The following is a 25,056-nucleotide window of genomic DNA, read 5'->3' on the forward strand; positions in this document are numbered from 1 at the left end:
AAAAGGTGAAGTATATGAAAATTGTAGTAACTGTAGTAGGGGTAGACCGCGTAGGGATTATTGCAGGCGTTGCCGCGGTACTAGCTAAAAATGAGGTAAATATTGTATCTATTAATCAGACGATTTTAGATGGCATGTTTAATATGATTATGATGTGTGAAACAGATGATAAAAATTCGTTAGCTACAGTACAACAGGAGTTAGCTAACGAAGGCAAAGCCTTAGGCGTGCAAATTCAAGCGCAACATGCGGACATTTTTGTTAGCATGCATCGCGTAGGGTAGGTGGTCATATGTTAAGCATTGATAATATTTTAGAAACGAATCGCATGATTCACGATAATAAGCTAGATGTGCGAACTATTACGATGGGCATTAGCTTACTCGGCTGTACAGCAGCGGATGGCAAAACTTTGTGCAATCGTATTTATGATCACATCACCAAAGAAGCAGAACATTTAGTAGCTACAGGGGAAGCTATTGAACGGGAACTTGGCGTGCCCATTATTCATAAGCGCGTAGCTGTTACACCGATTTCTTTGGTGGCAGCTGGTAGCGATTTGAAAAACTATGTGTCTGTCGCAAAAGCTTTGGATAGAGCGGCTAAAACCGTAGGCGTAAATTTCATTGGTGGCTTTTCAGCCTTGGTGAGCAAAGGCTATACAGAAGGGGATCGTCGTCTCATTGCGTCGATTCCAGAAGCCTTAGCTACTACGGATATTGTATGTAGTTCCGTTGGCGTAGGCTCAACTAAAGCAGGCATCAATATGGATGCAGTGGCCCAAATGGGTGAAGTTGTTAAGGAAACAGCTAAACTTACGGCTCATCAAGATGCGTTAGGTTGTGCTAAACTCGTTATTTTCTGTAATCCAGTAGAAGATAATCCGTTTATGGCGGGAGCCTTCCATGGTGTTACTGAAGGGGACACGACCATTAGTGTTGGTGTCAGCGGCCCTGGGGTGGTAAAACATGCCTTAGAAGCTGTGCGTGGTAAGTCTTTTGATGAAGTGGCTGAAACAATTAAGCGGACCGCTTTTAAGATTACTCGTGTGGGTCAATTAGTGGCGCAAGAGGCATCGCGTCGATTAGATAAAAAATTTGGCATTATAGATTTATCCTTGGCTCCTACGCCGGCAGTGGGTGACTCCGTAGCACATGTATTAGAAGAGATGGGGATTACATCTTGTGGGGCCCATGGTACGACGGCGGCATTAGCCTTGTTAAATGATGCCGTTAAGAAGGGTGGCCTTATGGCATCCTCTCATGTAGGTGGCTTAAGTGGTGCGTTCATTCCTGTTAGTGAAGACCGCGGCATGATTGATGCGGTGGCAGTGGGCAGCTTAAGTTTAGATAAATTAGAAGCTATGACTTGTGTTTGCTCCGTAGGCCTTGATATGATTGCTGTGCCAGGAGATACATCAGCAGCGACAATTTCAGCAATTATAGCTGATGAAGCAGCTATTGGGATGATTAATAATAAAACTACTGCCGTGCGGCTAATTCCAGTACCTGGTAAAACTGTAGGTGAAATGGTTGAATTCGGTGGTTTGTTGGGATATTGCCCAATTATTGAAGTAAGTCCATTTAGTGCTGATGAGTTTATAAAAAGAGGCGGTCGAATTCCGGCGCCTATACGCAGTCTAACAAACTAAGAGCTAGCACGAGGAGGTGCGAGAATGACGGTGTACGTGTGGGCATTTGTAATAGCATTTGTTATTACCTTTGCGATTACACCGCTAATTAAACGGTTGGCGATACGAATTGGGGCAGTTGATAAGCCTGATGCTCGTAAAGTGCATCATGGCATGATGCCCCGTTTAGGAGGATTGGCTATTTTTATTGGCTATATTCTTTCTGTTTTATATACAGTGCAAGATATTAGAGCTATTTTAGGTCTCATTATAGGGTCCATAGTCTTAGTTGGCGTCGGTATTTGGGATGACGTCAAGCAAATTGGTCCTAGAACTAAATTATGTGGCCAAATTTTAGCGGCAGCTATTATTGTGCTGTTTGGGAATCAAGTAGAGTTTATTACTAATCCATGGGGACATTTATTGTATTTGGGCTATCTAGGGATACCCTTAACAATTTTTTGGATTGTAGGATTTACTAATATTGTTAATTTAATTGATGGCCTTGATGGTTTAGCAGCAGGGATTTCTTTTATTTCTTGCATCGCTATTTTTACTGTGTTATGGCAAATGGGACAGGTTGATTTAGCTTGTATTGCTTTGGCGTTAGCTGGGGCGGCAGGGGGATTCTTAAAATACAATTTTAATCCTGCTAAGATTTTTATGGGTGATACAGGCAGTATGTTGTTAGGATATACGATGGCCACCATATCTGTTATGGGAGCTGTAAAAACAGCGGCGACTATTTCCTTAGTAGTACCTATCATTGTGCTAGGCTTACCTATTTTAGACACGACTTTTGCTATTATTCGTCGAAAAATTAATGGACGACCTGTGTTTAAGCCAGACAAAGGACATGTACACCATCGATTATTAGCCCTAGGCTTAAGTCAAAAACAAGCGGTACTTTTAATGTATGCAGTAACTGCTGCATTAGGATATGTAGCGATTTTATTGGCTAAGGTCAATTGGTTAGTAGGGGTCGCACTTGTACTTGCGATTCTCTGCGTTTGTGTATTTATTGCTACTAAATTAGGTATGATTGCTAAAGACGAAGTAATCAACAAAGAGAAGGCAGCCGCTTCCCATAGACAGAACTAAAGTGTGCTCAGGAGGAATTTATGTTAAAGGTAATGACGATTTTCGGAACTCGACCAGAAGCCATCAAGATGGCGCCTGTTGTAAAGGCTCTAGAAGCAGCGCCTGATATGGAGGCTATCGTTACAGTAACAGCACAGCATCGTGAAATGCTCGATCAAGTGCTTAATTTATTTGGCATTACACCACAATATGATTTAAATATTATGTGCCAAGGCCAAACATTATATGATGTGACGAGTAAATCCTTATTAGGGCTTCGCGATGTATTAGCTGATGCTAAGCCTGATGTGGTGCTTGTTCACGGCGATACGACGACGACCTTTGCGGGAGCCTTAGCTGCCTTTTACCAAGAAATTCCTGTAGGCCATGTAGAAGCTGGTCTACGTACGGGCAATATTTATTCGCCATTCCCTGAAGAAATGAATCGTAAATTGACTGGTTCCTTGGCTTCGTATCACTTTGCGCCAACCTCAAGTGCAGAAAAAAATCTCATGAAAGAGAATGTAGGATCAGCTCATTTATATGTGACTGGCAATACAGTAATTGATGCATTGCAAACGACTGTAAAAAAAGAATATCATTTTGATGAAGAATTACTTAATAATTTAGATTATGAAGGGCGCCGCATTATTCTCGTAACCACACATAGACGAGAAAATTTAGGTGAGCCAATGCGCCATGTATACAGAGCCATTCGCCGACTTGTGGAAGATTTTGATGACATTGAAGTCGTATTCCCGGTACATAGAAATCCTAAGGTACGACAAATTGTTGACGAAGAACTAGGAGCTGTAGAGCGCGTTCATTTAATCGATCCATTAGAATATGAACCATTTGCTAATTTAATGGCTCGTGCTTATTTATTACTTACCGATTCTGGTGGAATTCAAGAAGAAGCGCCAGCCCTTGGCAAACCAGTTTTAGTACTTCGCAATACAACTGAACGACCTGAAGCAGTTACTGCGGGAACTGTGAAGCTAGTAGGGACTGATGAGGAAACTGTATATAGTACAGCACATCGCTTGTTGACTCATAAAGAGGCCTATGAAGCAATGGCGAACTCTGTTAATCCTTATGGAGATGGTATTGCCTCTCAACGAATTGTTGAGGCCTTGCGCTTTGAATTCTTAAATAGTGGTAAAAAGCCAAGTCGATTTGGTTATTAAAAGGAAAACCTCTGTAGCTCGTGATGAGACAACAGGGGTTTTTTCTTTTTCTCCACAAATAAAATAGTAGAATTTGAAGGTAATTGCACAATATATAGAAAATATTGAGACTTTAAGACTCTTTTGAGAGCTTAATGGTAGGAGATGACATATTTCTTTGGCATATACCATTATTCGAAAAAGTGATGAAAAATTATACTCACCATGACTTTTTGGAATAATTCGGTATTTTTGTAAAGGACAAAAATCTATTGTAAAGTGTAAAAAAATTTTGTATAATCACTTTGTAAGTCTCGAAAATATGCATAACGTTCAGTTTTTGACTGTCATTTGATAAATTGATGTAGACAAATCAAGGTAAAAGTATTCATACCATAGTTGCATTGGTGGTATAGGTGCCAAAAATGCTATAATTTAATGTGTATTAACAAGAAGCAGTAGTATACAATTTTAATATGTGAGAAGAACTGACTTTTTATACCTTGTGTTGTCTATTTAATTCATCAAAGAGCAGGTGATCTTAATGAAACCCATGGATCGGACGACTTTGAAGGCATTGAATGTAGCTCTTTCAGCAGGCTTTAGCTTGCTAACGTCTATATTAATATGTCTGGCCATTGGTGTGGGCTTGGATCATGTCCTAGGCACAAAGCCGTGGTTCACTTTCTTGGGCGGAATTACAGGAGGTATAGGAGGTCTTTATTCTTTATACCTGCGTGTAGTGAAGTGACTAAGGGGGTCATTATCATCTTACAATTTTTGACGTTTGTTAAGAGAATGACGGTGCATGTAATGTTAGCCGCCCTAGTAGTAACATTGTTGTTAGAGATTGTAGAATTAAGTGAGTGTATTATTGGCTGGGTTTGGGGATGCCTAACGAATATTATTTATATGTTAGTATTGGGTGTATGGGTATATAAATCAGCCAAAAAAAGTACAGAAGCCGCTGTTAGAGCTACTAAAAGTGGTGTATTTGTTCGTTTGATTATTGTAGCAATTGCTACTTTATTAGCGGACTTATTATTTTTAGAATTTCATTATATTTCATATATTGCGGGGATTTTCGTATGGAGACCTTTCGCATTTTATGAACATATTCGTTCCCGTTTATTGGAAGAAAAAATGGGTATATCCAAAGTTCATTAATCAGAGTAAAACTTCTATTGTCTTGTGAATACATATACTAACTTTTAGATAGAGTAATTGGCAATTTAATAAGTAGGAAGGAGGTGAATCTGATGGAATTACATGCAGGACAGCATACGGTAGTTCATATGTGGGGCATGGCATTTAATATGGATACTCTATATATGACATGGCTAGTATTTGGTATTCTTATCGTATTAGCATATTTTGCCACTCGGCAGTGTAGAATGGTACCCAGTGGAATGCAAAATGGCGTGGAAATGGTGCTTGAGATTATTGGCAATCAGTTTAAAGGACCACTTGGCGAGCATTTCAACAAATTAACGGCCTTATTATTTACGTTCTTCTTCTTCATTTTTGTAAGTAATGAGCTCGGTTTGCTACCAAGTCCTCACATTTTAGTATCACCAACAAGTGATTTGAATACGACCTTGGGCTTAGCACTTGCTAGTTCAGTCAGTGTTTGGGTCATTGGCTTGCGGATTAAGGGTGTTGGTTATTTGAAACATTATTTTCAACCATTTGCTGTATTCGCAATATTTCATTTGATTGAAGAAATTTCAAAGCCGGTTACATTAAGCTTCCGTTTGTTTGGTAATATTATAGCCGGGGAAATCGTATTGGAGCTATTAAATAATTTAGCCCCATATTTAGCGCCAATTATTTGGATAGCCTTTAGTTTGGTTATTGGTGTTATTCAAGCCTTTGTATTTACGATTCTTGTTACATCCTATTTAGGTATGGCGATTGCGGATGAACATTAATTCTATCGTTTTCTCAGTTCATAATGTAAGAAATTATTTTATTATTTAGGAGGATTTTTATTATGGAAAAAGCGATTTTGTTATCAGTTAGCGTATTTAGTGCATGTTTCGTAGCAGGTTTAGCAGCATTAGCAGCAGCATTTGGTGATGCTTTTGCAGCAAGTAAAGCTTTTGATGGTATGACTCGTCAACCTGAAATGGCTGGTAAAATTATGACTAACTTATTCATCGTTATCGGCTTAATCGAAGCGATTCCAATCATTGCTATCGTTATCGCAATCGTACTTGTATTTACTGATACTGTTGTAGGTAAATTATAATCTGGTTGTTATAAATTGAACAAAACAGGTAAGCAGAATTAATCCATTTTAAGAGGGGGTTACGCCGTTGGTAGAAGTAAACGGTACATTGCTAGTTCAATTTATCAATTTCTTTATTTTGTTTGCGATTTTAGCAAAATTTGCTTTCAAACCTCTACAAAAAATTATGACAGAACGTCGCAATAAAATTGAGGGTGATCTTGCAAATGCTCAAGCTACTTTAGAAGCAGCCGAAGCAACAAAAAAAGAGTATGAAGCACAGTTAACTAATGCTCGTAAAGAAGCACAAGCTATTGTAGAAGCGGCAGCTAAACAAGCGGAAAGCAATACGCAAGCTCAAATTAAAGAATTAAGAGAACAGCTAGTACGCGAAAAAGAAGAAGCTCGTCTTGATATTGAACGAGAACGAGCAAAAGCATTGCAACAGATACGAGAAGATATGGTTACGCTTTCCGTAGCTGTGGCAGGTAAAATTGTAGCCAAAAATCTTGATAGTCAAGCTAATATGGATTTGATTAAAGATGCAATCTCCAAGCTTGATAGTAAAGCGATAGGGTGATGGTATGAGTGTAGACATTGTAACAGATAAATACAGTACCGCTATCTTTGAATTGGCACAAGAAGGCAACGTTCTTGAAGAGATGGAAAAAGATCTCACTTATGTAAAGGATGTTATGGATACGCAGCCGGAACTCGGCACATTATTATTGTACCCAGCCTTAGAAACACAAGCAAAATGTGATGTGATGACCAAAATCTTTGGCCAATCCATCAGTGCCTTGGCTCTTAACTTTTTGTTAGTCATGGTTACTCGTGGTCGTATGCGCTATATTGTGTCTACTATTAAAGAATTTATCATTAAAGCTCGTGAAGCTCGCGGCATTTTCGCTGCTACGGTAACAGTAAGCGAACCAATGCCTGATGAAATTTATAGTAGCTTAGCTGACAAGTTAAAAGCTGTTACAGGCAAACAGTACATTTTTGATATTAAAGTGGATCCTACGATTGTAGGTGGCATTATTCTTCAGATTGGTGATACTCGTATTGATGCGAGTGTAACGCGTCGTTTAGAAGATTTGAAGAAACACTTGCTTACAACAGGTGCAACTGAGATTGGGGTGAATGGTTAAGTATGAAAATGAAGCCTGAAGAAATTACTGCCATAATTAAACAGCAGATTCAGGACTATAATGTGGAACTTAACGTTGATGATGTGGGTAAAGTTCTCGAAGTAGGGGACGGTATTGCCCATATTTACGGTCTTGAAAAAGCCATGGCTGGTGAATTATTGGAATTGCCACATGGTGTATATGGTATGGTACTCAACCTTGAATTAGACAATGTTGGTGCCGTACTTTTAGGTGATGACTTCTTAATTAAAGAAGGCGACCAAGTACGTCGTACTGGTCGTATCATGCAGGTTCCAGTAGGTGATGAACTTATTGGCCGCGTAGTTAATGCGTTGGGGCAGCCTATTGATGGCAAAGGCGATATTAAAGCGGAAGGGTATCGTCCAGTTGAATTCCCAGCACCAGGCATTGCGGACCGCAAATCTGTATTTGAGCCATTACAAACAGGGTTAAAAGCAATTGACGCGATGGTACCAATTGGCCGTGGTCAACGTGAGCTTATCATTGGTGACCGTGGTACTGGTAAATCCGCTATTGCTATCGATACAATCTTGAACCAAAAAGGACAAGATGTAATTTGTATTTACGTAGCTATTGGTCAGAAAGAATCTACTGTAGCACGTGTAGTACAAAAATTAGAAGAAGCTGGTGCGATGGATTATACTATCGTTGTATCTGCAGGGGCTTCTGAAGGTGCACCTATGCAGTACTTAGCACCATACTCTGGGGTTGCTATGGGCGAACATTTTATGTATCAAGGCAAACATGTACTTTGCGTATATGATGACTTGACTAAGCAAGCCGCAGCATATCGTGCTATGAGTCTATTGCTTCGCCGTCCACCAGGACGTGAAGCGTATCCAGGGGACGTATTCTACTTACATTCCCGTTTACTAGAACGTGCTGCTAAATTATCTGATGAATTAGGTGGCGGTTCTATCACAGCATTACCTATCATTGAAACACAGGCTGGTGACGTATCTGCCTATATTCCGACAAATGTAATTTCCATTACAGATGGTCAGATTTTCTTGGGCACTGATATGTTCTACTCTGGCGTTCGTCCAGCTGTTGACGTTGGCCTTTCTGTATCTCGTGTAGGTGGTAGTGCACAGATTAAAGCGATGAAACAAGTTGCTGGTAAGCTTCGTCTTGACCTTGCACAATATCGTGAATTGGCGGCATTCGCTCAATTTGGTTCTGATCTTGATAAATCTACTAAAGCACAGCTTGACCGTGGCGAACGCTTAACAGAAATGTTAAAACAACCACAATATTCTCCTTTAAAAGTTGAAGAACAAGTTGTTTGCTTATATGCAGGTATTAATGGATACTTAGCTTCTATTGAAGTGGCTGATGTATCTGAGTTCCAAAATGCTTTATTACGCTATATTCATAGTAATCATGGCGATATTTTAACTGACATTGCTACGGCTAAAAAATTAGAAGAAGCAACGGAAGAAAAATTGAAACAAGCTATTAAGGAATGTATCGAATCATTTGGGGATTCCCATCACTTGATTTCAGAGGAGGCGTAGTTAATGGCCAGTGCACAGGATTTACGTAAGCGTATAAAAAGTATACGAAATACGCAGCAGATTACTAAGGCCATGAAAATGGTAGCCTCTGCCCGATTGCGCCGTGCACAAACAAAAGCAAAATCTACGGAGCCTTATGCAGAAAAATTAGGCCAAATCCTAAATAATGTAGCTGGCAGTCTTAATACAGCTGAATTGACAGCCTATCCTCTTATGGAAGTAAGAGAAGTACAGCGTACAGCCTACATTCTTATAGGTGCTGATAAAGGCCTAGCAGGTGCATATACTAGTAACCTGATTAAATATTTTACTCGTCTAGTTGCTGAAGAAGAGCGCACTAGTTACGAAGTAATTTCGGTAGGACGTAAGCCATTAGAACATTTGACTCATCAAAAACATGCTATTGCTGAGTCCTACTATGGCTTCTCTGATAAGCCAGAATATAGTCATGCACAACGGATTGTAAGCGATGCTACAAAGCTTTTCCTTGAAGGAAAAGTGGATAAAGTAGTGATGGTATATACACATTTCGTGAACTCTTTAACACAAACTGTTCGCAGTGTAGATTTACTACCCGTAACAAGTCCTGAACAAGACGATTCAAAAATGCAAGAGATGTATTACTATGAACCTAGTGCAAAAGCAATTTATAGTGAACTCTTGCCAAAATATTTAGAGATTACAGTATATAATGCATTGTTGCAGGCCTCCGCTAGTGAGCTTGGTGCTCGTATGACGGCCATGACCTCCGCAACGGATAATGCAGGTGAACTGATTAGTACCCTTAATTTGGAATACAATAAATTACGACAAGCTGGCATTACTAATGAAATTTCTGAAATTGTCGGCGGCGCTAATGCCTTGCAATAGGCAGAACTATAAAGGAGGAGAGACCTCTTAAATGAGTAATAATATTGGTAAAGTTGTACAGGTCATTGGACCAGTAGTTGATATTCTCTTCACGGCAGGGAATTTGCCAGCTATTTACAACGCAATTCACATTAAAAAAGTCGATGACCAAGGTAAGGAAGAAGTCATTGTAGTTGAAGTTATGCAGCACTTAGGTGATGATACTGTTCGTGCTGTAGCAATGAGCTCCACTGATGGCCTTACTCGTGGTATGGAAGCTGTTGATACTGGAGCGGCTATTTCTGTTCCAGTAGGTGATGGCGTACTTGGCCGTATTTTTAACGTACTTGGCGAAACTGTTGACCATGATGATACTCCAGTTGCATCTGAAGAAAAATGGCCAATTCATCGTCCAGCTCCTAAGTTTGACGATCTAGCACCAGAAACTACTATCCTTGAAACAGGGATTAAAGTAGTTGACCTTATTGCCCCTTATGTAAAAGGTGGTAAAATCGGTTTGTTCGGTGGTGCCGGTGTAGGTAAAACTGTATTAATCATGGAATTAATTCACAATATCGCTACAGAACATGGTGGTTATTCCGTATTCTCCGGCGTAGGTGAACGTACTCGTGAAGGTAATGACCTTTGGAACGAAATGAAAGAGTCTGGCGTTATTTCTAAGACTGCCCTAGTATATGGGCAGATGAATGAACCACCAGGAGCTCGTATGCGCGTAGCTTTAACAGGTCTTACTATGGCGGAATATTTCCGTGACGTACAAAAACAAGACGTACTATTATTCGTAGATAATATTTTCCGTTTCATTCAGGCTGGTTCTGAAGTATCTGCCTTGCTTGGTCGTATGCCATCAGCCGTAGGTTACCAACCTACTTTGGCTAATGACGTAGGAGCATTGCAAGAACGTATTACTTCTACAAAAGAAGGTTCTATCACATCTGTACAGGCCGTATATGTACCTGCCGATGACTTGACTGACCCTGCTCCAGCAGCAACATTTGCTCACTTGGATGCGACAACAGTATTGTCTCGTTCTATTGCTGAAATTGGTATTTATCCAGCTGTGGATCCACTTGACTCCACAAGCCGTATTCTTGACCCACTAGTACTTGGTGAAGAACATTATAAAATTGCTCGTGGCGTACAAGAAGTACTTCAAAAATACAAAGATTTACAAGATATCATCGCCATCCTTGGTATGGAAGAATTATCTGAAGATGATAAATTGACAGTTGCTCGTGCACGTAAAATTCAACGTTTCTTGAGTCAACCATTCTTCGTAGCTGAAGTATTTACTGGTTCCCCTGGTAAGTATGTACCATTACAAGAAACATTACGCGGTTTCACAGAAATCCTTGAAGGTAAACATGATGATTTACCTGAAAATGCTTTCTACATGGTTGGTACCATCGATGAAGCAGTAGCTAAAGGAAAGGAATTGTTGGAGAAGGGGGAATAATTCATGAGTAGCGAAAGCAAAATCCATTTAAATGTGATTACTCCTGATAGCACCATATTCTCTGGCGATGCTAAATTCGTAGTAGTGCGCTCTAAAGCGGGTGAACTTGGTATTTTGCCAAGACATGCTAATTTAGTGGCTGCATTAGATGTGGGACAACTTCGCGTGGATACTTTGGATGGTGAACAACTATTCTTTGCTAATTTTGGTGGTTTTATGGATGTAACACCAACTGAAATTAACATTGTAACTCCTAATTGCGAATTGCCTGGCGAAATTGACGAAGAACGAGCAAAACGCGCTAAAGAGCGTGCAGAAGAACGCTTACAAAGTCATCATGATGATGTTGATTTTGATCGAGCTCGTCTTGCTTTAGAACGTGCCCTCTTACGTATTGAGGTAAAAAAAGGCCTTAAAAAAGGTATAAAAGACGAATAATTATTAAGTGAGTTTACGAATCGAGTAAATTTACTTATAGAAGGACTGCATTATTGCAGTCCTTTTTTCTTTATAAATGAAAAATAATGAGAATAAAACATAGTAAATATTTATACAAATAGCTAGGATACATTTGGTTTTATAATTTTAGGTTTTATTTGATACAATCGCAGGTCAAAATGCATCATAATTCAAATATACGTAGTAAATAAATTGTCTATTGATATTACACATGAATATAGTTGTTCTTATTATTTAGTTATAGTTTGAAACTATAACAACGAAGAGTTCTTTTAATATTTTAGATTGTTTACAAGTTTAAATCATAGGATTTGATGGGAATCTATAGGAATTATGATCTGTTGGTACTTAATGATGGATTATAGTTTTTGAGTCTCTTGAGAATGGACGTGAGTTAAATCGCTGTTGACACTTTCTTGCCACATTGGTATAGTAACAACATCAAATACATCACATGGTATTTGAGATTTCATAATTATATATAGAACAGACGATGAAAAGATAAGTACTCGTAGGGTATTGTTACAGAGAGTCCCGTTAGGTGAAAGGGGATACAAGGGAATACGACGAAGATGGTCTTGGAGTCACCGAGGTGGAATGCGAAAGCTTTAGTCTCGGCGGATGCAACCGTTATAATGCCACAGTATAAACTTATTTAATTTAAACAATGTATAAGTCGTACTGGTTGAGGAGTATATTGTGAAATATACTTAAATCAAGGTGGTAACACGTTATCTAACGTCCTTGTTCACGAGAGTGAATGAGGCGTTTTTTATATATTGTTGCAGGAGGGGATAGAGAGGTATTGAGAGATTAGAGAGCGGTAAGAATTAGGGGATGAGAGAGTTTTCAAGTTGAAAAATAGACAATATGATATCGGGAGGTGGTAAGATGCCTATTACAGTGGTAAAGGATTTACCAGCCATAGGAAAGTTAGCGGAAGAAAATATATTCGTTATGGATTCTGTTCGAGCTGAAACACAGGATATTCGGCCACTACAGATTCTAATCGTAAATTTAATGCCCACTAAGGAGACTACAGAAACGCAACTGCTTAGGGCCTTAAGCAATACGCCATTGCAATTAGACATAACCTTACTGCACATGGCAACACATAAGGCTGTTAATACATCAGAAGAGCATTTAACTTCTTTTTATAGGACCTTTGAGGACATTAAAGAAAAATTCTTTGACGGCATGATAATAACGGGGGCGCCTGTAGAACTAATGCCTTTTGAAGAAGTAAATTATTGGTCAGAACTTGTTGAAATTATGGAGTGGAGTAAAACACATGTATATTCAACATTATACATTTGTTGGGGGGCTCAAGCCGGTATTTATTACCATTTTGGAATTGACAAGGAATTATTACCAAAGAAACTATTCGGCGTATTTGAAAATGAAGTGCATAACTCACGACCTATGTTGTTAAGGGGGATGGATGAAATTTTCTATATGCCGCATTCAAGACATACAACAGTAAGTAGTGATTTGATTAAAGCTAATGAGAAGCTGGAAATTTTGGCTGATTCTAAACAAACAGGGGCGTCAGTTGTACGAAGTTTAGATAATAAACACATTTTTGTATTCGGCCATTCTGAATATGATCGTGATACATTGCAAAAAGAGTATGAGCGAGATGTGGCCTTGGGGTTAGAGATTGATGTGCCAGAACATTATTATCCTGATGATGATCCAGCGAAGGAACCTATTGTTAGGTGGCGTTCTACAGGTACTTTGTTATTTACTAACTGGTTAAATTATTATGTGTACCAGGAAACACCATATATTATTGAACAAATAAAAAAGATGAAAACACATATTAAATAGGTGTGAGAAGCCTATTTGAGAAAAAGGAGAGATTTTATTATGAGCAACAACAAACAGTACAAATTCGAAACAATTCAATTACATGAAGGTCAAGTAATCGATGAAACAGGGGCACGTGCTGTGCCAATTCATCAAACAACTAGTTATGTATTTAAAGATGCACAGCAAGCTGCTGATCGTTTTGCACTTCGCGATGCAGGCGGTATTTACTCTCGTCTTGGCACACCGACTAATGATGTATTAGAAAAACGTGTAGCTGCTCTTGAAGGCGGTGCAGGTGCCTTGTCGGTGGGATCTGGGTCTGCTGCGATTACCTATGCTATTGAAAATGTAGCCGGCGCTGGGGACAATATTATTGCTGCATCTACATTATATGGTGGTACTTACAATTTATTTAGTGCAACTTTACCACGTTTTGGTATTACTACTAAATTCGTAGATCCTGATGATTTAACTGCTTTTGAAAAAGCCATTGATGATAAAACGAAAGCTATTTATATCGAATCTATTGGTAATCCTAATATTAACTTAATTGATATTCAAGCTGTAGCTGATATTGCTCATAAACATGGAATCATTCTTATCGTAGATAATACATTTGGTACACCATATCTTATCCGTCCTTTTGAACATGGTGCAGATGTCGTGGTACACTCAGCTACTAAATTCTTAGGTGGTCATGGCACAACTATTGCTGGTGTAATTGTAGAAAGTGGCAAGTTTGATTACAAGGCCAGTGGGCGCTATCCTGATTTTGTAGCTGGCGATATTCACTACAATGGTCTTGTCTATGGTGATTTACCAATTCCATTTACTGTAAAGGTGCGGGCACAATTACTTCGCGATACAGGGGCTGCGTTAACACCATTGGCGGCTTGGCTCATTCTTCAAGGCATTGAAACCTTGTCTCTTCGTGTAGAACGTCATGTAGAGAATACACGTAAAATTATTGATTTCTTAGTCAATCATCCTAAAGTTGCTTGGGTTAATTATCCCGAACTTAAGGATAGCAAATATAAAGCCTTAGCTGATAAGTATTATCCTAAAGGGGTAGGCTCTATTTTTACTTTCGGTATTAAGGGTGGTAAAGAAGAAGGCATTAAATTTGTTGATGCCCTACAAATTTTCTCTAATTTAGCTAATGTAGGGGATGCTAAATCCTTGGTAATTCATCCATCTAGCACCACCCATGCACAACTTAATGAAGACGAGCAAAAGGCAGCTGGTGTAAGCCCAGATATGATTCGTGTTTCTGTGGGGATTGAAAATGTGGAGGACTTAATCGATGATTTGGAACAAGCTTTGGAACACGTATAAAAACATAGCCGCCCATGCGACACCTTATACCTATCCAGAATATTGGTGGTATTAATCTAGAGAATTTTCTAAATTAATACGAAAACTCTCTCCTTAACATAGACAAAGAGACTCTGATTGAAGCGTAATGGCTTTGATTAGAGTCTCTTTGCTTTTTTAGCTGATTTTGCTCTTGACTTAGAGTTCACTTCAGGCCGTATACTAATAATAGTAATATGGATATTCTAATAATAGTACTATGCGTATTCTAATAATAGGCATATAGATATACTAAGAAGAGAACTTAATACATAAGGATAGTAACATATATACGTGCATTTTTATAAAATGAAAGTTGGTGCAAGGATGACTATAAAAGAAGTAGCAGAAAAATTTGATCTTACAACTGATACACTCCGTTATTATGAGCGCATCGGTTTAATTCCAGAAGTGCCTCGTACAGCATCGGGCATTCGTGATTTTGATGAAGTGACTATCAAATGGGTGGAGTTTGTGCTTTGCTTTAAAAAAGCAGGCGTACCTTTGGAAGGCATTATAGAGTATGTAAAATTAGCTTTACAAGGAGCAGGTACTGAACCAGCACGCCGTGAAATTTTAGTAGAAACTCGTGAAAATTTACGTGAAAAGCTCGAAGAAATTAAAGAATGCTTGGCCTTATTAGATTATAAAATTGATACAGTCTATAAAGATTGCAATGTAGCAACAGCTCAATTAGTAGAGGATTGGAAGTCTAAGAATACAAATAAATAATTCGAAGACATACGGCTCAATAAATTAAAACCCTAAGAGGATAAACAGGTAATAAATAACAATTAAAATAATAATTAGCAAATAGCAAATAGCAAATAACAAATAACAAATAACAAATAACAAATAACAATCCCCTACTATTAGACCAACAATCTAAAGAGTAGGGGATTTTATTTTAACATATGAGTACTAGTATATTATTTGTATAGTATTGTATATTATTTTAAAGCTTTACTAGTGGAAGCCGTTGGGTTCTGCCCCTCCAGATTGTTATCGCTATGACTAGGGAGTGTATTGCGAAGGCCATTGTCATTAGGGGCTATGACTTCAATAATTTCACCAGCTTGACGGCGTTCTTCGATTAACGTAGAACCCCAATCGGACATATCCTCTAAGATATGGCGTAGGCTTAAGCCGCGCTCGGTTAAGCTATACTCTACGCGAGGCGGTACTTCCTTATATACTTTTCGGCTAATTATGCCAGCTTTTTCTAAATCGCGCAACTGTAGGGTTAGCATGCGTTGAGAAATGCCCGGCATGCGCCGTTTTAATTCACCAGTTCGCAAGGTACCATCGCCTAGATGACAGAGGATGAGTAATTTCCATTTGCCACTTAAAATTTCAAGAGTGGCATCAATGGCTAGATGATATAGATTTCGCAACATGTTCACCTCCTTAAAAAGCATTGAAATTACTTAATTGTAACAAATTTGTTCCTATAGTAAAAAAATGTGCCGTCTTTTCAGGTTTATATATCTCTTTTATAATAGCATGTGTAAAGGACTTGATTCAAATTTGAGAAAGGATGATAGATATGAAAGAAATTTCCGTAAAAGAATTGCAATTAAATCCTATGACCATGATTTCCGATGATTGGTTGTTAATTACAGCGGGAAATGAAGACCGTGGGTTTAATACTATGACGGCGAGCTGGGGCCATCTAGGGGCTCTTTGGGCAACGAATAGGGGCTTACCAACTGCCATTGTTTACGTACGCCCACAGCGTTATACAAAAGAATTTATAGATCGTGAAGACTATTTTACTTTATCCTTCTTTAGCAAAGACTATAAGCGTCAATTAGCTTATTTAGGGACTCACTCAGGTCGCGATGAAGATAAGATTGGTAAGATGGAAATGAAGCCAGCCTTTGACATGGACACAACATATTTTGAAGAAGCTGATTTAGTTCTTATTTGCCGTAAAATTTATAAAGCCCCTATTTTAGAAGAAGGCTTTGTGGATCGCCATATTATGGAGACCATGTATCCAGAACGAGACTTCCATGATATGTATGTAGGGGAAATCCAAAAAGTATTGGTTAAGGATTAAATGATACAAAAGTTTCGTTGAAGTCTACCTCATACAGAAAGAATAGTGAGAGACTAAAATATAGAGAAAAAGCACCACTGAGTGCACTGTGATTCTAACTTTAGAAATATCTAATAATAGAAGACATAGTGACTCGGTGGTGCTTTATATTTTTATATCCCTATGGATGCCTTACATATAGTTATCCTTGCGTCAATGCAGTTATAGCTGAACTAGTACGGCTATGATAAAGTTCTTATTTTAAATCCTTGAGCAAAGCCACTAAGTACGTGTAAATGCGATCTACAGAAGAGAGGCTTATGCGTTCTTGTGGTGTATGAGCATGTGTGATGGTTGGGCCAAAGCTAATCATTTCAGTATTAGGCATAACCGCTTTTAAAAGACCGCATTCAAGGCCTGCATGAATCGCTGTTACTAATGGTTTTTGACCAGTCACTTGTTCATAAATGGCAATGGCTTGTTCTTCAAGTTTGCTGCCTGGTTCATATTCCCAAGCTGGATAGCCTTCACCAACAGTGATTGGAAGTCCTAGTGTACTTGCTAAGAGTTGGAATTTTTTCACTAGAAAATCTAAGGAGCTACCAGAGAGGCTGCGAATGGATACAGCCACATTAATTGTATGCTCTGTTTCTTTGACAATGGCAATATTATTACTTGTTTCTACGAGGCCTTTTAAAGAGTGATTCATAGCAAATACGCCATTAGGCGCCAAGTATAAGAAGGTGAGTAAGGACTCGGCTGTATCGCCACCGTATACAGTGTCAGGAAGTTCCGCATCACTTAGGAGAATGTCGATGTTTTCATCTTGCGGTGTATATTCATGACGGTAATTTTTAACTTTTGCCTTAATCCAATTGGTTACGGCTGTTACATCATCTTCTTTAAGTAAAATAGTAGCAGTCCCTACACGTGGAATCGCATTGTGCTTAGTGCCGCCTTCAAAGTTAGCAAGTTGGAAATTGTATTGAAGAGCCAATTCGTAGAGTAAGCGACCAAGAATTTGGTTACCATTGGCGCGCTCTTTGTTGATTTCAATCCCTGAATGACCACCTAAGAAACCGCTGATAGTTAGTTTTAGGGCTTTAGTAAATTGTGTGTCGCGATTATCGCGAAGGCGTGGGATTTCTACGGTTACACCACAGCCACCAGCACAGCTAACTACAAATTCGCCTTCTTCTTCAGTGTCAATATTAAGTAAGTATTGACCGTGTAACTGGCCTTCTTTAATTGCATTGGCACCAACCATGCTAGTTTCTTCTGATGTGGTGAAGAGGCATTCTAATGGGCCATGTGCTACAGTATCATCATCTAAGATGGCAAGAGACATAGCAACGGCAATGCCATTGTCAGCGCCGAGCGTTGTTTCATTGGCATGAAGCCAATCACCGTCGATAATATGTTCAATAGGATCTTTGGTAAAATCATGAGTGGAGGCATCGCTCTTTTCACAAACCATATCCATATGGCCTTGTAAAATGATGGATGGTCTATTTTCATAACCTGGTGTAGCCGGCTTACGGATAATAACATTTAATGCTTCGTCTTGTTCCACCTCAAGTTGACGGTCCTTGGCAAATTGAACGAGCCAATCACTTACAGCTTTTTCATTGCCAGAGCCACGTGGAATTTGATTCATTTGTTCAAAGTATGCAATCGTTTTGTTGTTGCTCATACTAACACCTCGTTTATTAATTTAAGTAAAAAACTCTATGCATCTATACTATCATATTTGTAATGATTTGTGAAAATCCATATAGGTTTGATATAATTTTATTAGAGTTTTCAGGATAAAAGGAGGCTTTATGTATTCTAATAAATTAGTAATTATAGGAACTGGTGGCACTATTGCAGGGCAAAGCGCTACGGCCGATGATTTAACAGGATATCATGCTGGCGAATTGACTGTAGATGCTCTTGTTGCATCTGTACCAGGCCTAGGACAATATGGGCCATTTGAAAGTCAACAGTTTAGTAATATTGATAGTTCAGATATGACGGCGCCCCATTGGCAAGGTTTGGCTGCGCTAGTGCAAGAGTATGTAGATCGCAGTGATGTAGATGCAGTCGTAATCACTCATGGCACGGACACGATGGAAGAAACGGCGTATTTTTTACATTTAATGGTACATACGACAAAGCCCATTGTTGTGACTGGGTCCATGCGGCCTGCTACAGCAATTAGTGCGGATGGTCCTTTAAATTTATTGCAAGCAGTTCAAACCGCGCGTTCAAAAGACGCTATAGGGGCCGGCGTTTTAGTTGTATTGAATGGGGCCATTGATTGTGCGCGAGACGTACATAAAGCCCACACGACCGCTGTAGAAACATTTGAAAGTCCCTACTTTGGACATATGGGCTTTGTTCAAGAAGGCAAGGCCAGATTGTATTATAAATCGCTCCGCAAGCATACGAAGGAGAGTCAATTTTCTGCTTTATTACAAAATAAGGCAGAATGGCAAGCTCGGAAGTTGCCAAGGGTTGTGGCGGTGACTCTATATGCTGATATGCCAGCTGCCGTGTTAGATGGTGTATTAGCACTTGAGCCGAAAGGCCTTGTATTAGGTGGTTTAGGTCATGGTATATTACCAGAGGCTATTCATAAGAAGGTAAGTCAACTTCAGATTCCTGTAGTGCGCGCATCTCGTACGGGCAGTGGTATGGTAAGTTCTGGAGTGGCTTTGGGGGCGCCATTTATCGTGAGTGATACCTTAACAACGCAGAAAGCGCGGATTTTGCTTATGTTAGGTTTATGTCAAACTGATAGTATAAAAGAGTTGCAGCAAATGTTTTATACCTATTAGAGCGTATGGGTTAGGTTATTTAGAGACTATATGCTAGTTTATTTAGAAACTATGTACTAGTTGCTTTAGCGCCTATGTGCTGGCTTCTTTTAAGACTATGGGAGACCTTCTTTGAAGATTATGCATTACCTTCTTCTAACACTTTGCGAGTGCGACCATTTTCTAAAGCCCGTTTAATGGCTAGGCGCACTGCTTTAGCAAGGGTGTCGCCAAATTGAGAGAAGGTCCCTGCATCAGTAAGGATAGGGCCATTGGTGTCGATAGTTAAAATGACACCGTCCGTAGCAGTGCCTGAAGCTAAATGTTGCCCCGTAGCATCATAAATTTGTGCTTCTTGTAACGCCACGGTTTTAGCCTCTGTGATTGTTATTAAGGCCTTGGTCATAGCGCCATCAGTGAGGGCATGGTTTGTGAAGACCAGTAAATTGATGGTGTGCGGCTGTGTAAAATGTCCTTCTTGCTCCACATAATGATAGCCATCACCAGCGCGGTGGGCTGTTTCTTCGTAGCCCGCTGTAGCAATGACTTCTACAAGGAGCGTGTCACAGGTTACTTTGGCGTAGGCATGCCATTTCATAGAGGCACTGGTAATGAGGCCGGTACAGAAGTTAAGCGGATAGTCTTCTTGCTCGAATTCTAGGCTCAAGTAACTTGCCATGGAACCACCAGGTAGTTCTTGTTCATTATTGACAAAGAAGTTTAACTGTTGATTGCGCAGTGCTAAGGTATGATGAAAACCACCATTTAATGGACTCGTACTGAGACTATAATGCACCTCGTCAAAGGCTACTGTTAAGGCCGAGGCCGTCGTTGTTACATAGCCTCCTACATCAAGTTGTGACGGTGCTGCATAGGGATTGACATGTTGTTGTTTCGTCATAATTTCTCCTGTGAATATATACCTGGCGTTTTTTTCGTATATACTTTGTATTTTCAATATTGGACATATAATGGGGTTATTAATAGACCTATATAGGACTATGGATTAATATATGTTCTTAATATAAATTGTTTTTTATGTTTTGTCATCTGAAATTTTAGAAGTTCTCATAATCTAATGTGATTGTAAGGGCTGACTGGCATTTCATTTGAATTTCGTTCTGATTTTATTTAAATTGTATTGTATATTGTGTTTATTCTGTAATAGGCAAAGGAGACAGACTATGTTATTGGCAAGTGTAGAACCAAATGCAGTTTCAAATGCTGTAGAGACACAAGTAGCAAATAGTGCTACCTATGTAGATAAAATTATTGACTTTTTTGTGGCCCATGGTCCAAGTATTATCATGGGCATTGTTATCTTTATTATAGGTACCTATATTGCTCGTTTTGTACGAGATTTCTCTATTCGTGTTATGCAAAGAGCTAATTATGATCACACCGTTATATCTTTTGTGAGTCAAATTATTTATTATGGCGTTATGTCTATAGGCCTGTTATCAGCTCTAAATTCTGCAGGTTTCCCAACGAATTCTTTGCTTGCAGCCTTTGGTGCCTTTGGTTTGGCTATTGGTTTATCCTTGCAGAGTAACTTAGCTAATTTTGCATCGGGCTTATTGATTTTGATTTTTAAACCATTCCGTGCGGGCGATTTTATTACAGTCGGAACTATATCAGGGACGGTGCGCAGCATTCAATTTATGAATACAACAATTATTACTAAAGAATTGCGTACTGTATTCATCCCTAATTCTATGTTGACATCACAACAAGTAACCAATAGTACATATAATGAAACGCGCATTGTACCATTTGTATTTGATATTGGGTACAATAATGATCATCATCAAGCTATTGCCGTGCTTCGAGAGATTTTTGAAAATGATGAACGCGTAGTAAATCGCACTACTGTGGAAATTGGGATTAGTGAATTTGGTGATAATTCGGTTAGAATCGCAGCCTATCCTATCGTAAAAAATGCTGATTATTTATCTGTATTCTATGATACTATGTCAGATGTTAAAGATGCCTTTGATGAAAAAGGTATTGATATCCCATATCCTCAACGAGTGGTTCATGTAGAAGGCATTCGCGGTGGTATTGATGAAAGAAAATCCCCTCTAGGTGATGTAAGTCAATATGTAAAATAGTTTTTATGGACAGCCTGGTGGCAACATAATTCCTGAGAAGGGACGCCTGGTGGCAACATAATTCTTAGGGATGGTGGCTTGATGGCAGTATAATTCTTGAGGATGGACAGCTTGGTGACAACATAATTCTTAGGGATGGCTTGATGGCAGTATAATTCCTATGGATGAGACGTTAGAGGCAACATCGTTCTATAGATTGTAAGAATGAGAAGGTGAAGAGATTGAGTTGGAACAGAGCCCTTGCTGCAATAGGTAGCATTATGATATTGACGGGGCTAGTAGTAGGTAATACAGGATTCGTCGCAGCTAATGGTACTATGGAGGCTGTAAAAACTGGACAAGATACAGTGAGTCAATTGCCTTCTATTAATATGGGCTGGGGCGCTCGTAGTAAAGTAGCACCAATCATGCCACAGTTTCGAGCTGAAGCGGCGGTGCTTATAGAAGCGGAAACGGGACGCATTTTAGCTGCGCGCAATGAAGAGCGTCGCATGCACCCGGCTAGCACTACCAAGATGGTTACATTATTGACGGCTTTAACACATTATGGCACGCGATTTGATGAATTAGCGAAGATTTCACCCTATGCTACCTCTATGGAAGAATCAAATTTAGGTGTTAAAGTGGGGGACCAATTGCCGCTTCAAAGTGTGGCAGAAGGCATGATGGTAGCCAGTGGCAATGATGCGGCAGTCGTAGTGGCAGAGGCTGTGAGCGGATCTGTATATCGCTTTTCCTTAGAAATGAATGAAGTAGCTAAGGCAGCGGGAGCGACGAATAGTCATTTTTTAAATCCTCATGGACTAACACAGGAAGGGCATTATAGTACGGCCTTGGATTTGGCACGTATTGCAGCCTATGGCATGAACATTCCTATGTTTAGAGATATGGTAGGTTTTGATTATTATACGGTGGGGTATCAAAATAGAACACCTGTTACAGTGCGGACTACCAATCATTTTATTCGTAGCCACTATGAAGGGGCTAATGGCTTAAAAACAGGTTATACAGAAGCAGCCGGCGATTGCTTAATCGCTTCAGCTACGCGAAATGGACATACTTTAATTGTAGTACTACTTAATGATGACTATCGTTGGGACGATGCGCCGGCTTTATTAGATTATGGCTTTGCTTTGTTAGAATCGGAACAATTTGATATGGCCGTAGAGGAGTAAAGATACATCGTTAAGCTATTTCATAGTTCAGGGAGTATATAGAAAATAATGAAAAAAAGTTCGTTTTTTGCATTTTTACGGCGTCTTCGCTTTATTCGGCGCTGGGGGTTAATGCGCAATACAGAAGTGGAAAACAATCAGGAACATAGTTTAGATGTGGCCTTTATTGTTCATAACTTAGGTTTGTTGCATAATCTAGCAGGGGGGCAAGTAGATGTAAATCGCCTAGCTGTTCTAGCTATGTATCATGATGTGAGTGAAATTTTTACCGGTGATATGCCAACGCCTATAAAATACTTTCATCCCACTTTGCGCAGTTTATATGGTGAGGTAGAAAGGTTGGCGCAGGAGAAATTACTTCATACATTGCCCGAAATTTTACAGCCCTATTATAAAGATATTATTTTGGGAGAAATGACTGATGAAGAGGCGCGTCTTTTGAAGGCTGCTGATACCATGGCAGCTTTTATGAAATGTGCCTTAGAGCGTCAAGCTGGAAATGGTGAATTTAACGAAGCCTATGAAGGTATATTAAAAAAGCTCCACAATATGGAGATGCCAGCAGTGGAGCAGTTTTTAGATTTATATATGGATTCTATGGGACAGTCCTTGGATGTGTTGAACTATTCACTAGAGAAAAAACTATAGAGCGTCTTACGTTTAGAGGAATACTAGGGACTCTGAAGTTCAGCGTAATCATAGGTAGACTTAAGGCGGGAGAAGGCTAATACATATTTTTAAGTTTTTTTCTCTATAATGTCAAAATTCCGCAATAAAGTGGCTTTTCCGCGCCAAGCAAAGGCGCGATGACCATGAGCGGCTTTAAATTCGCGATTGGAGAGACTTGCTAAGCTTTCTTTTGCTAGCATAGGCTCAATAGCTTGAAACTCCTTAATCGGGGTGAGGGGGACCTGTTGATTGTGAGGACATACATCCTGACATACATCGCAGCCCCAAATAAGCGGCGTTTTTTGAATGATACTTTCTTCGTCGCTGGTGAGAATACCTTTCTTCTGGGTTAAATAACTTTTACAAGTTTCATAGCGAAATTCTTTTTGCCCCAATGATTGGCCAGGACAGGCTTTGATGCAGCGATTGCAACCAAGGCAAGTGCCGCTTAATGGCGTCGCTGGCTCTAAAGGAATATTCGTCAATAAGGTACCTATAGAGGTATAGGAGCCCCAAGTAGGATTAATGAGCGATCTATTTTTTCCAAATACGCCAAGACCAGCTATATAGGCCATATAGCGATCAGCTAAAGGTGAGGTGTCACAGTGAACCTCAAAGGCTACAGTATCATCGAGGTCCTGTAAGGCTTGGCCTAGGCGTTGTAAGTAATCATTGACTACGAGGTGATAGTCTTTAGCCCACGCATATTTTGGTAGATTAGAGGACTCTTTTCCCATGTAATAGGGGAAGAGGCAGACGATGGCACTTTGGGCCGCAATATTGGTGTTGCCGCATAAACGTTCTTCTAAAGTACCATTAATAAAGGGGCAGGGATTATCTGTGTGTATAAAATCTTTGGCATCCTTTGGCAGCGGCCAAGGGGCAATGCCAAAGGCAGGAATTTCTAGTTTCGCTGTCAATTCTTTTATAGTTTCTATGGTTATCATATAGTTTCACCTATGGTGGCAGTATTTGTAAGAGCTAGTGTACATAGCAACAACTAGAAGTGTTAGCACATGAAGTAGTATGGATTAAGTAAGCTCTACAAAATAATTCAATAAAATAATTCAATAAAGTAATTCAACAAAGTAAATTCAACAAAATAAATTTAACAAAGTAAGTTCAATAAAGTAAGCTTAATTGAGTATGTGTTGGGAATATAAAAAATATTGTATTCTAGGAGCTCATAAAACATAGTAAAATAATTATATACATTATATACTGCTAGATATATTTTGCCTATGTTAAAAATAAACTTCTATGAAGCATAGTGAGCGTATAAGCTGATATAGGTATTTAGAAGTAAGCGTAGATATGGGCATAAGTAGAAGTCTAAACGCATATAGATAAAAGTGAAAGTCTAAGCGCATATAGATAAAAGCGAAATTCTAAGCGTATATAGATAAAAGCAAAAGTTTAAGCGCATATAGATAAAAGCAAAAGTTTAAGCGCATATAGATAAAAGCAAATAGTAGTATTAAGCGCATATAGATGTAAGACATATAGAACTAAAG

26 protein-coding genes and 1 other annotated feature are annotated in these 25,056 nt (G+C 39.2%); of the genes, 22 read left to right on the forward strand and 4 right to left on the reverse strand.

All coding sequences use genetic code 11. The features are described from left to right. Positions 1-14: 14 nt before the first annotated feature. The 17 genes from Q0376_RS05045 to Q0376_RS05120 all read left to right on the forward strand — a co-directional run bounded on the left by Q0376_RS05045 (position 15) and on the right by Q0376_RS05120 (position 15,477). The gene (locus Q0376_RS05045; protein ID WP_298704832.1) at positions 15-284 is read left to right on the forward strand and encodes an ACT domain-containing protein; all 270 of its coding nucleotides are present in this window, start codon (positions 15-17) and stop codon (positions 282-284) included. A gap of 8 nt (positions 285-292) precedes the next feature. After that, the gene (locus tag Q0376_RS05050) at positions 293-1,651 is read left to right on the forward strand and encodes a PFL family protein (RefSeq protein ID WP_298704834.1); all 1,359 of its coding nucleotides are present in this window, start codon (positions 293-295) and stop codon (positions 1,649-1,651) included. Positions 1,652-1,675: 24 nt separating this feature from the next. After that, a complete protein-coding gene (locus Q0376_RS05055) occupies positions 1,676-2,731 on the forward strand; it encodes a glycosyltransferase family 4 protein (RefSeq protein ID WP_298704835.1) in 1,056 nt (351 codons plus the stop codon). Positions 2,732-2,751: 20 nt separating this feature from the next. Further along, entirely contained in the window at positions 2,752-3,897 is a 1,146-nt protein-coding gene (gene wecB / locus Q0376_RS05060) for a non-hydrolyzing UDP-N-acetylglucosamine 2-epimerase (protein ID WP_298704837.1), read from the forward strand. 532 nt (positions 3,898-4,429) lie between these two features. Beyond that, a complete protein-coding gene (locus Q0376_RS09325; protein ID WP_363302989.1) occupies positions 4,430-4,627 on the forward strand; it encodes an AtpZ/AtpI family protein in 198 nt (65 codons plus the stop codon). Then, the gene (locus Q0376_RS05065) at positions 4,624-5,043 is read left to right on the forward strand and encodes a hypothetical protein (protein ID WP_298704839.1); all 420 of its coding nucleotides are present in this window, start codon (positions 4,624-4,626) and stop codon (positions 5,041-5,043) included. Before Q0376_RS09325 ends, Q0376_RS05065 begins: the two co-directional genes overlap by 4 nt. 92 nt (positions 5,044-5,135) lie before the next feature. Continuing rightward, positions 5,136-5,807 carry a F0F1 ATP synthase subunit A gene (gene atpB / locus Q0376_RS05070; RefSeq protein WP_298704841.1) on the forward strand — a complete coding sequence of 224 codons (672 nt, stop codon included), beginning with the start codon at positions 5,136-5,138 and terminating at the stop codon, positions 5,805-5,807. Between the two features lie 62 nt (positions 5,808-5,869). Next, positions 5,870-6,127, forward strand: a complete 258-nt coding sequence (gene atpE, locus Q0376_RS05075; protein WP_298704842.1) for a F0F1 ATP synthase subunit C — start codon at positions 5,870-5,872, stop codon at positions 6,125-6,127. 67 nt (positions 6,128-6,194) lie between these two features. Next, positions 6,195-6,686: a F0F1 ATP synthase subunit B gene (atpF, locus tag Q0376_RS05080; protein WP_298704844.1), complete on the forward strand. Its 492-nt coding sequence runs from the start codon at positions 6,195-6,197 to the stop codon at positions 6,684-6,686. Between the two features lie 4 nt (positions 6,687-6,690). Next, complete coding sequence (gene atpH / locus Q0376_RS05085) at positions 6,691-7,257, forward strand: ATP synthase F1 subunit delta (protein WP_298704846.1); 567 nt, start codon at positions 6,691-6,693, stop codon at positions 7,255-7,257. A 2-nt stretch (positions 7,258-7,259) separates the two neighbouring features. After that, the gene (gene atpA, locus Q0376_RS05090) at positions 7,260-8,795 is read left to right on the forward strand and encodes a F0F1 ATP synthase subunit alpha (RefSeq protein WP_298704848.1); all 1,536 of its coding nucleotides are present in this window, start codon (positions 7,260-7,262) and stop codon (positions 8,793-8,795) included. Between the two features lie 3 nt (positions 8,796-8,798). Beyond that, positions 8,799-9,665 (forward strand): ATP synthase F1 subunit gamma, encoded by an 867-nt coding sequence (gene atpG / locus Q0376_RS05095; protein ID WP_298704850.1) that lies wholly within the window; start codon positions 8,799-8,801, stop codon positions 9,663-9,665. A 31-nt stretch (positions 9,666-9,696) separates the two neighbouring features. Next, positions 9,697-11,121, forward strand: a complete 1,425-nt coding sequence (atpD, locus tag Q0376_RS05100; protein WP_298704851.1) for a F0F1 ATP synthase subunit beta — start codon at positions 9,697-9,699, stop codon at positions 11,119-11,121. Positions 11,122-11,124: 3 nt separating this feature from the next. After that, complete coding sequence (gene atpC / locus Q0376_RS05105) at positions 11,125-11,559, forward strand: ATP synthase F1 subunit epsilon (protein WP_298704853.1); 435 nt, start codon at positions 11,125-11,127, stop codon at positions 11,557-11,559. A 505-nt stretch (positions 11,560-12,064) separates the two neighbouring features. Then, positions 12,065-12,329, forward strand: a binding site (T-box leader). Positions 12,330-12,471: 142 nt separating this feature from the next. Continuing rightward, positions 12,472-13,410 carry a homoserine O-succinyltransferase gene (gene metA, locus Q0376_RS05110; RefSeq protein ID WP_298704855.1) on the forward strand — a complete coding sequence of 313 codons (939 nt, stop codon included), beginning with the start codon at positions 12,472-12,474 and terminating at the stop codon, positions 13,408-13,410. 39 nt (positions 13,411-13,449) lie between these two features. Further along, complete coding sequence (locus tag Q0376_RS05115) at positions 13,450-14,727, forward strand: O-acetylhomoserine aminocarboxypropyltransferase/cysteine synthase family protein (protein ID WP_298704857.1); 1,278 nt, start codon at positions 13,450-13,452, stop codon at positions 14,725-14,727. Between the two features lie 345 nt (positions 14,728-15,072). Beyond that, complete coding sequence (locus Q0376_RS05120; RefSeq protein ID WP_298704859.1) at positions 15,073-15,477, forward strand: MerR family transcriptional regulator; 405 nt, start codon at positions 15,073-15,075, stop codon at positions 15,475-15,477. A 218-nt stretch (positions 15,478-15,695) separates the two neighbouring features. Here Q0376_RS05120 and Q0376_RS05125 read toward each other — a convergent pair whose 3' ends face one another. After that, positions 15,696-16,142: a helix-turn-helix domain-containing protein gene (locus Q0376_RS05125; RefSeq protein ID WP_298704861.1), complete on the reverse strand. Its 447-nt coding sequence runs from the start codon at positions 16,140-16,142 to the stop codon at positions 15,696-15,698. 149 nt (positions 16,143-16,291) lie between these two features. Here Q0376_RS05125 and Q0376_RS05130 point away from each other — a divergent pair, with 149 nt between their 5' ends. Beyond that, complete coding sequence (locus Q0376_RS05130) at positions 16,292-16,807, forward strand: flavin reductase (RefSeq protein ID WP_298704863.1); 516 nt, start codon at positions 16,292-16,294, stop codon at positions 16,805-16,807. Between the two features lie 235 nt (positions 16,808-17,042). Here the strand turns inward: Q0376_RS05130 and Q0376_RS05135 are convergent, their stop codons facing one another. After that, complete coding sequence (locus Q0376_RS05135) at positions 17,043-18,479, reverse strand: aminoacyl-histidine dipeptidase (protein WP_298704865.1); 1,437 nt, start codon at positions 18,477-18,479, stop codon at positions 17,043-17,045. A gap of 130 nt (positions 18,480-18,609) precedes the next feature. On the opposite strand from Q0376_RS05135, the gene Q0376_RS05140 reads away from it, so the two are divergent. Next, positions 18,610-19,608, forward strand: a complete 999-nt coding sequence (locus tag Q0376_RS05140; protein ID WP_298704867.1) for an asparaginase — start codon at positions 18,610-18,612, stop codon at positions 19,606-19,608. 118 nt (positions 19,609-19,726) lie between these two features. Here the strand turns inward: Q0376_RS05140 and Q0376_RS05145 are convergent, their stop codons facing one another. After that, positions 19,727-20,488 (reverse strand): adenosylcobinamide amidohydrolase, encoded by a 762-nt coding sequence (locus Q0376_RS05145; protein ID WP_298704869.1) that lies wholly within the window; start codon positions 20,486-20,488, stop codon positions 19,727-19,729. A gap of 283 nt (positions 20,489-20,771) precedes the next feature. On the opposite strand from Q0376_RS05145, the gene Q0376_RS05150 reads away from it, so the two are divergent. The 3 genes from Q0376_RS05150 to yfbR all read left to right on the forward strand — a co-directional run bounded on the left by Q0376_RS05150 (position 20,772) and on the right by yfbR (position 23,521). Continuing rightward, entirely contained in the window at positions 20,772-21,698 is a 927-nt protein-coding gene (locus tag Q0376_RS05150) for a mechanosensitive ion channel family protein (RefSeq protein ID WP_298704871.1), read from the forward strand. 371 nt (positions 21,699-22,069) lie between these two features. Continuing rightward, complete coding sequence (locus Q0376_RS05155; RefSeq protein ID WP_298704950.1) at positions 22,070-22,873, forward strand: D-alanyl-D-alanine carboxypeptidase family protein; 804 nt, start codon at positions 22,070-22,072, stop codon at positions 22,871-22,873. Between the two features lie 48 nt (positions 22,874-22,921). Continuing rightward, entirely contained in the window at positions 22,922-23,521 is a 600-nt protein-coding gene (yfbR, locus tag Q0376_RS05160) for a 5'-deoxynucleotidase (RefSeq protein WP_298704873.1), read from the forward strand. Between the two features lie 89 nt (positions 23,522-23,610). On the opposite strand, the gene Q0376_RS05165 is transcribed toward yfbR, so the two are convergent. After that, on the reverse strand, positions 23,611-24,489 hold the full coding sequence (locus tag Q0376_RS05165) for an epoxyqueuosine reductase (RefSeq protein ID WP_298704875.1): 879 nt from the start codon (positions 24,487-24,489) through the stop codon (positions 23,611-23,613). Positions 24,490-25,056: the final 567 nt, after the last annotated feature.

The sequence above is a fragment of the uncultured Veillonella sp. genome, from assembly GCF_937981445.1.
Lineage (GTDB): Bacteria > Bacillota > Negativicutes > Veillonellales > Veillonellaceae > Veillonella_A.